A 6,383-nucleotide genomic window follows, 5' to 3' on the forward strand; every position below is an offset into this window, starting at 1 on the left:
CGAATATGCGCTGATCGAAACCGGCCCCGGTTCCACACTGGAAACACTGCGCGCCGCGATCCGTGCCGTCGGTGTCGATGAATCCGCCATCAAGAAGGTCCTTGTCACCCACATTCACCTCGATCACGCTGGTGCTGCCGGGTGGTTCGCGCAGCAGGGAGCCACGGTGTACTGCCACCCAAACGCCACACGGCATTTGATCGATCCTTCCAAGCTCATCGAAAGCGCCCGCATGGTCTATGGCCATCTCATGGACTCGCTCTGGGGCGACATGCTGCCCGCGCCTGCGGACCGCGTGGTCGCCTTGCAGGACAAGGAAAGCGTGCGTCTTGGCGAGATCGAGATCATCGCCTGGGATACCCCGGGTCATGCGAGGCACCACTACGCCTTCATCATCGGGGACATCTGCTTCGCGGGCGACGTGGCCGGCATGCGTCTGGAAGATAGCCGCTATCTCTCCGTCACCGCAGCGCCGCCGCAGTTTGATCCTGTCGCCTATGCGCAATCCTTGGATCGCCTCTTGGCTGCAAATTTCAAGACGCTCTATCTCACGCACTTTGGCGCAGTGAGCGATGTCGAATGGCACCTGAGCACCTATCGCCAGCGCGTTGCCGAAGTTTACGAGCGCGTCGCCGCCGATTTCCAGGCGGGCGTCAGCGTGGAGGAAAACCGCCGCAACTACGCGCTCGCCGAGCACGCGATCGCCATTCAGGCAGGCGTGAGTGAGGAACTCTGGCGCAAAGGCGAAGACGCCAACGTCACCTCGATGTGTGCCGATGGCGTGCGCTTGTACTGCGAGAAGGGACGCTAAAGGAGACTGGCAGCGATCAGCGCATGTTGATGCTTTTTTTCAGCCTGCTTGGGTGCTGTCAGGTCCGGTACGATTGCCGAAAAAGAGGCGTTTTTTTACAAACTGTAACCTTCAGTATGAAAAATTTCAAAAAACTGCTTAACCAGTACGTAATATTGATGTAAGTTGAGAAACTGCTGCAACGAAGTCACTTATGAGCAACATCGCTTTTGAAAAAGACGGAAGTCGGGAAGCCATGGCACCCAGGCTGTCAGGCATGCCAGTCGGGAGATTGGTGGAACTCAATGCCGCCGCCGCTGATGCCCAGGCCACCTGTGAACGCTGGCACTCTGAATTGCAATCCGTGCAGGAGGAGCACCGCTCGCTGACGCATGAAGTGCGGCAGATGTCACGGCTGCATGAGCAGAAGACTTCAGAAGTGAACCGTCTCCTCAGTCTTGAGGCCAGCCAGAACGAGCAACTGGTCAAACTAAACGGGCACCGGGAACTGCTGCAGAGCCGGCTTCAGGAGATCAACGCCCGTTATCTGCAAGATCAGGGCCGGCTCCAACAAACTCAGCAGCAGCTGAGCGAATGGGAAAGCCACAAGCAGTCGGTGGAGGCGCAGGTGGCTGCAGCATCCAGGCAGCTTGCTGGACTGAAAGCAGAGTCAGCATTGCTCGAAGAGCGGAGCTCCGAACTCTCCGACCTCCTGCAGAAAGCCATTGATGAAGTGACCCGCCAGCAGGAGCGCATTGTCGAGGCGCGCGGCTTGGTCGTGCGCCATGAGACGCGCCAGCAGGAGCTCACGATTAACATTGCACGGATGGAGGTGAGCGCCCAGCAAACGGAGGCCAACCTCAAGCTCAAACAAGACCGTCTCAATTATTTGGAAGAAGCCGGCAGCCGGGCCACCGGTCATGTCGTGGATCTGACGTCGCGATATCAGGCACTGGAGCAGAATTTTACCCAGCTCACCGCCCAGTGCCGTGAAAGCGAGTCCTCCCTCAACATCACGCGCAGTGCCATCGCCGATGAACGGGCGCGGCTTCAGGAATCTCGGCAGGCCGTGCAGGAGACCAATCAGCGCCACGCAGATCTGCAGAACGAGGTCAGAGAACTGGCGGGCCAGCGAGTGGCTGCCGCAGCCGCTCTGGGCGAGCTGAAATCCGAAGCCGTTCAGCACGAGCAGACCTTGATCATGCTCCGTCAGCAGCGGGCGAAAAGTCAGGCTGAAATGGATGAACTGCGCGCATGTGAGCAGACCATCGCGCAGGCTCTGCTGTCCCGCCGCGGCGAACTCGCCCGCTTGGAAGAGAAGTTGGGCATCACCTTGAATGAGTGCACGGAAGCCACCACACAACTGGCCGATCTGGGCCGGGCCGTGGCCCAGCTCGAGACGCATGAGGCGGCATCCGTGCAGCAGATTCAGCAGCTCACTCAGGAGATCGCGGATCTTGGCGTCAAACGCCAGCAGGTGCAGGACCAGATCGCCAACACCGAAACTTTCCTGGCAACGCTGGGAGAGAGGCATCACGCCCTCGGAGAAGAGATCGTCGTCCTGGTCAATACTCGCCAGTCCACCGCAGATGCTTTGCAAGCCTGCCGCGCTGAACTTGCCACCACCGAAGAGCGTCTGAAAAACACTCAGGATGACTGCCTTGCCGCCGAAAAACGCCTGTCCTCTCTCAATCAGACCCTGCAGGAACGTCAGGAGCGGGAAGCCATCCTTGGCGATCACATTCACGTTCTGGAACAGCAGTCCCACCAGTTGGAGGCCCAGACTCAGGAGCAGTCCGGCAAGCTTGAAGCCATGCGCCAGGAGCGCATCGGCACCGAGATCGTTCTGCAGCGTCTCAGCCAGCAGCATGAAGAGGCAGGCATCCGTTTGGAATCCCGCCATGCCGAGATCGACACCACGTCCGTGCGGCTCCAGCAGGTGATGCATGACTGCCAGCAGGCCGAAGAGCGCCGCATGGCCTTGAGTCATGAAGTGGAAAATCTGCTCATGCGGCAGCAAAACCAGGAGATGATCCTGCGCGAAGTCGATGCCCAGATCGCGCGCCGCGAACAAGAACGGGAAGCCGCCACTGCAGGTGCCCGCCAGGCCCAGCAGGAGCACGAAACCACTCTCGGAACTGTCGCGGCAGCGCGCAAGGAACTGGCAGAGCAGCAGGCCGCCATCACCGCAGCCACGGCCAAGCTGTCAGAACTCCAGTCGGCAATGCAGACCACGGAGCAGAACCTCACCACCACAGGTGCCACCCTGGCTGGCAAGGAGCAAAAGCTCGTGGAAACACGCAGCGCACTCGATGCCGCATCGCAGGAACTCCTGCTGGCGCATGACCTCAAGGTCACTATGGAGGCTCTCACATCCCGGCAGGCCAATGTGGCTGCCGCAGAGCAGCATTTGGGAATTTTGGGACGCCAGGTGGAAGAGGCTTCCCAGCGTCGCACCCAGCTCGATGCCGCTCTCAAAGACATCACCCAGCAGCTTGCCACCGCCACCGCAAGCTGTGACGCCGTCAATCATCAGGAGACCGAGACCCGCCAGCGTCTGGATCAGATGACTGCGCAGGAAAAAGAACTCCGCCAGGAAATCGCCACACTGACCGCCTCCGCACAGCAGGAGCGGGTGATGTATGATGAATTCCGTTCCTTGTCGAAGGACGCCCGCGAGCTGCACGATCAGGAAAGTGCCGCACTCAATGTTCAGATCAAAGAGCTGCGACAGCAGCTCAGCGGCTGGGAAACGCAGATCACCACCTTGCTGGACTGGAAAGAGCGGATGGATCTCTGCCTGAACCGGCTGCAGCAGGCCGAGGCAGATTCATCGGAATCTCGCAGCGCGAAGGATGAAATCCAAATGGCTCTCGGCGCTCTGCGTCAGATCATGGAGCGCCTCCAGACCGGCAAAATGGAGTCATCACGTCAGACCTCCGGCGAAGGCTCCGCATCAGCCAGGACGGTGAGCTCATCCACTTCCACGTCGTCCTCAGAGACGAAAACGGGCAGCGCGCTGCTCAGCGAAGTCCGGCCAAACAGCCGCCTCAGCCGCCTGCGCGAAGAGCTTCAGCGAGAAGAAAGTCGTCTCAATTTCCTGCGCCAAAATTCACGCTCCCTCGAACTCCGTGCCCGCATCCGCCCCTCGCTTCCGTCGGTTCAGGATGGGCAAAACAGTGGCGCACAGGAAGGAACATCTCAATGGGAGGAGCGTATCAAGCGCGCCGCGATCGACGAAACAAATCTCTTGGAAAAAATCTCCACCCTCAAAGGGCAGATCGCAGAACTCCGCGGCGAAGTCCAGTCGGCTTCCGCAGTGGCCATGGACACGAGCGGTTGATCGTATCGACCAACATCGCAGAAATTAGAGTCACCTGGTTGCCTACTTGGACCGGGGTCGCGGGCGGCGTCGAGTGCTGACGCGCTTGGCGCGTGCGCTGAGCTGCATTTTGCGCCCCACGACAAGCATGATCATGATCACCACGGCGCGCACCATCCACCAGCGTTCTGAACTGGGCGGCGTGGTTGTATCTTGGGATTCGGTGGGATTGGCGAGCTTAACCTCAGGGTTACCTGCGGTTCCAGGCGCGACGGTAGCCGCGGGCGCCCCATAGGACGATGCGGCGGCGAATGTCGCTGGGGGTAGTGCAGGAATGTTTTCGCCGGCCTTCTGCTTCTTTTCAGCCTCCTGTACAAAGGGATCGTCTGCAAAGCCCGTGTCGTAGAGATACTCCGGCTCCTGCACGCTGAAGGTCACGTCTTCGATCTGCCCGTCCTGCTCGAAGACGCCGTGGATCGTTTGCATCGGCCCGGTCTGCTCGAAGATTTCGAAGCCCAGCCAGAAGTCCTCCAGCACCTTGCCCTCGATGGTTTGCACTAAGGTCACATCCACATTGCGCGCCGCGTATTCGATCTCGGTCATCGGCGGCGTCTGTGCAGCTTCCGGCCAGAGCGGCTCAAAGCGTACGCCTGAGCCCAGCATGGCTTTCTGCCGGTTGATCTCCACATGGATGTGCTGGTTCAGGTAAGTACCAATGCGCGGCTGCGCAGCGGTCAGTTCCGCCATGCTGATCTTCATGTCGCCATCCGTGTCGATGCCAGTGAAGCGCGTGAGCGTGAGGATGTTAAACGTCAGCCGGATCTCCAGCTGATGCGGCTTCGGCCGCACGCGCATCTCACTTTGGTCAGCGGGGTGACCGAAAGCGAAATGACCAACGACGAATGCCAGAGGCAGAGCACGCCTTAGCCACCGGGGTGAACGACAGAGATGGGACCTATGGGACACAACGGACGAATAGGACATCTTTGCGCATTCGTCATTCTGCATTCGTCACTCCAGCGTGATCCACATCGGCGACACCCACACCAGTTCCCCATTCGTCTGTTCACCACGGAAATAATAGTAGCTCGTCTTGCCCTTCTCCGGCCTCGGATCCGTCCAGGTGAGGTTGATCTCCTTTTCCTTCGGCGCGTTCATGGGGATCTCCACGTTGTCTTTGATCAGCGTCACTTTTTCAAACGGCATCGTGCCAATGAGCTTCAGGCTGATCGAGGGTGCGCCCTTCACGGCGAACTCGTCTCCCATCATGCGCTCTTTGCCATCAGCAGCCTTGCAGCGGCTGTCGGCGATGATGTTGTCCGTGGCTCCATAAGTGTGGCGTTGCTTCATGGCTTTGAGGATGCCCTCGCGGCTGTAGTCCTCGGCCAAAATCATGGCGTAGCTGATGTGCGTGCTGCCGTGGTCGCTGCTGCTCTGGAAGCTGAACTTGTAGCCTTTGGCGAAGGCGTCAGACACCCATCCGCCGGGCTCCCAGCCACCGATGGCGTCGTTCTCCGTGGGGCAGCGCGGGCAGCCGGGGTACTCGTAGTTCTGGCGTGCGCCCTGGTAGATCTCAACCATCGGTTCAAATTCGCCGCCCCAGTTGCGCCAGTCGGTGCCCATACTGCCCACGCTGGTGTGGCTGGCGCATACTCCGTTGAATTTCTTGAGGTACTTGTAGAGCATGTTCGTGTCTGGCGCGGGCTCATGCACGCGCACATCGCTCAGGGGCAGGCGGGGCAGAGTGCGCACGCCGCGCTGGGCGAAGACCACATTGCGGTGCCCTTCGGGATACACCACGCTGCGCTCATAGCTGAACATGGGCGTGAAGGCCTTCGGCAGAAAAAAGGCGTCCGTCGTCTTCTGCGTCAGCCACCAGGTGTACTCGCGGCCGTTGCCGTTGTCGTGGTCACCATTGCCGATCCAGTCCATGGACGCGGCATCAATGGCGTAGCGCCACATGTCTTCCAGCGGGCCGTCATTCGCACCGTCTCCGCTGATCTCAGTATGCCGGTGGAATTCACCGCGCAGGATCTGCCGCTCCGTGCCGCCAATGGTGAAGCGGAAGCTACGGATGGCGCTGAGCTCAGAGCGCTCGGCCTGCGTGCGCTTGCTCGGCGCAGGATTGTCCTGCGGGGCTTCCGCGATGGGCTTGAGCGCTGCGGCCTTCACCGGACCCGCGCTGCTCAGGCGACTGAAATAGACATCGTTGTCAAAAGGGTCCTTGGTTGCGTCCAGCGCGGCATTGCCACCTTTGCCACCCGGGTTCCT

At 60.0% G+C, this 6,383-nt stretch carries 4 protein-coding genes; 2 read left to right on the top strand and 2 right to left on the bottom strand.

Annotation, left to right across the window (positions count from 1 at the left end):
* Positions 1 to 811, top strand: an 811-nt coding sequence (locus tag ACIREA_RS23915) for an MBL fold metallo-hydrolase (protein WP_397384854.1), incomplete at its 5' end; no start/stop codon positions are given.
* A gap of 235 nt (positions 812 to 1,046) precedes the next feature.
* Positions 1,047 to 4,133: a hypothetical protein gene (locus ACIREA_RS23920; protein ID WP_397384855.1), complete on the top strand. Its 3,087-nt coding sequence runs from the start codon at positions 1,047 to 1,049 to the stop codon at positions 4,131 to 4,133.
* A 42-nt stretch (positions 4,134 to 4,175) separates the two neighbouring features.
* Here the strand turns inward: ACIREA_RS23920 and ACIREA_RS23925 are convergent, their stop codons facing one another.
* Positions 4,176 to 4,967 carry a hypothetical protein gene (locus tag ACIREA_RS23925; RefSeq protein ID WP_397384856.1) on the bottom strand — a complete coding sequence of 264 codons (792 nt, stop codon included), beginning with the start codon at positions 4,965 to 4,967 and terminating at the stop codon, positions 4,176 to 4,178.
* A gap of 156 nt (positions 4,968 to 5,123) precedes the next feature.
* The coding region (locus ACIREA_RS23930) for a DUF3604 domain-containing protein (RefSeq protein ID WP_397384857.1) at positions 5,124 to 6,383 on the bottom strand (1,260 nt) is incomplete at its 5' end.

The sequence above is a fragment of the Prosthecobacter sp. genome (assembly GCF_044373815.1).
Lineage (GTDB): Bacteria > Verrucomicrobiota > Verrucomicrobiia > Verrucomicrobiales > Verrucomicrobiaceae > Prosthecobacter.

Excerpts from the sequence above, each read along its gene's own strand:
- ACIREA_RS23920 (WP_397384855.1), top strand. The coding sequence starts at position 1,047 with ATGGCACCCAGGCTGTCAGGCATGCCAGTCGGGAGATTGGTGGAACTC.
- ACIREA_RS23925 (WP_397384856.1), bottom strand. The coding sequence starts at position 4,967 with ATGCGCGTGCGGCCGAAGCCGCATCAGCTGGAGATCCGGCTGACGTTT.